The sequence below is a fragment of the Vibrio sp. 03-59-1 genome, from assembly GCF_013114135.1.
Classification (GTDB): Bacteria; Pseudomonadota; Gammaproteobacteria; order Enterobacterales; family Vibrionaceae; genus Vibrio; species Vibrio cortegadensis.
On record NZ_VTYA01000059.1, the window covers coordinates 1 to 1,692 of the forward strand.

The 1,692-nt window shown below is 40.5% G+C and carries 3 protein-coding genes; 1 reads left to right on the forward strand and 2 read right to left on the reverse strand.

Going from position 1 to position 1,692, the window contains the following annotated elements; translation table 11 throughout:
• Window positions 1–122 precede the first annotated feature (122 nt).
• Window positions 123–734, forward strand: coding sequence for a hypothetical protein (locus F0249_RS19840; protein WP_171757625.1), 612 nt, complete (start codon window positions 123–125; stop codon window positions 732–734).
• Window positions 735–875: 141 nt separating this feature from the next.
• Here F0249_RS19840 and F0249_RS19845 read toward each other — a convergent pair whose 3' ends face one another.
• Window positions 876–1,154: a type II toxin-antitoxin system RelE/ParE family toxin gene (locus F0249_RS19845; RefSeq protein WP_136996165.1), complete on the reverse strand. Its 279-nt coding sequence runs from the start codon at window positions 1,152–1,154 to the stop codon at window positions 876–878.
• Complete coding sequence (locus tag F0249_RS19850) at window positions 1,151–1,435, reverse strand: type II toxin-antitoxin system RelB/DinJ family antitoxin (protein WP_017051427.1); 285 nt, start codon at window positions 1,433–1,435, stop codon at window positions 1,151–1,153. The genes F0249_RS19845 and F0249_RS19850 overlap by 4 nt, the downstream gene beginning before the upstream one ends.
• Window positions 1,436–1,692 lie beyond the last annotated feature (257 nt).

A 1,692-nucleotide genomic window follows, 5' to 3' on the forward strand; every position in this document is an offset into this window, starting at 1 on the left:
CATGGTCTTCTCCTTTTACTTCGGACCTGAACACTCCAAGCATGGCTGATAGCGATGTGAAGTGGTAGGGGGAGACCATCTCATCACCTTAATGCGGCGTTAGGCTAAAAGAGGTAAGTCCGATGTATGTATCGAAAAAGGAAGCTCAAAAGCTATTATTGAAGCGTCATGGTGAGCTTTTCTATGCTTTGGATCAAAAGAGAGAAACCCTGTTCCGAATTTTTGAAGATGATGATTGGTCATTTGTAATCAAAATGCATGCTTTTATTGAAGCGATGGTTACGGAGTTACTATTGACTCAAATTGACGATGATCGTATTAGACCAACGATAGAAAGACTTCCTTTGTCAGATGAGCAGGCTGGCAAGTTGAAAATGGCAAAGGACTTAGACCTGCTAGACGCAAGTGAACGAAAATTTATTAAAATGCTCTCTTCTTTGCGTAACAACTTGGCTCACCGTATTGAAAATACAGACTTCACATTTGCAGAACACATAGACTCATTAGATAAGAACCAAAGAAAGGCTTGGGCTGAAACTATAAGCTGGTATGCGAAAGACGATACAAAACCATACTATCAAGAAAATGCTTTAAAGCACCCTAAAATGGTTATTCTGCTTGGTATATATATCATGTCTGGTTTAAAAACAGTCATCGAAATGGAGCTAAAAGGTTCGCGTGAAATTAATGAAATGGTAAGTGAGACAGCTAAACAGTTACTCGCAGATTTTTAGCCTAACAAAGCGTTCAAGACGGATTCCCAACGCTCGGCATTTTCAGTTTGCTTCGGCTTAAGTGTTTACGGCACAATACTTTAGGTGAAATGGTATGCGTTGCTCACCACTTAACGCGGCGTTAGTTGCCCTGCGAAACTATTAGTTTGCAGGAAATTTTTGCTTTTGATGTAGAACTCGCATTACACGAATAATTGAACCATCGACCCAGTATGAAATGATCATAGAGATTTCGGGGATAATTAGTAATCGGCCTCGAATACCATCTCGTTGAACACCCATTAAAGGTTGTTCAAGTAAGTTTTCAACTTTATCTTCAATGATTTCGTCAGTCTTTTCAGCTGCGTCAGGGTTGAAGTCATAAAGAAATTCAAATATTTTCTCACGATCATTCAATGATTCTTCTTCCCATAAAATCATTGATGGCCTCGATTGCGAATTTTAGCTTTTCGTTCAGCCATTCTAGTTTTTGCTGAGTCATGATCAACAAATGTAGCTTTCCCGGAGTCGAATTTCTCAAATGCTAAGTTTACTTGTTCAGTTATCCAAGAGTCATGAGATAATGTTTTTCGTTGTTGCTCCGCCATTTGCTCTGTAAGCTCACGGCAAGCATCGCTAAGTGTACGACCTTGGCTCTCCGCCATTTGTTGAGCTAAGCGTTTAATTTCGTCATCAATACGGAATTGAATTCTAGTATCCATGAATGGCTCCTAAGTTTTCGTGTGTACAAATGTTAGCACTAGCCTTGAGTAAGGGCAACTAACAAACAATTTAAGAGTGACTCCCAACGCTTGCCGATTTCACTCCGATTTGAATTTTGTGTTTACGGTGCAGTGGCTTAGCTTGGATGTTACAGCGTTGTCGCACCTTAATTGGGCGCTGACGGATCCCCTCATAATTTCCCCAGCCCTGCATTGTGTGTCAACCTTTGATATTCGAACATTCCCCACTGGTATTG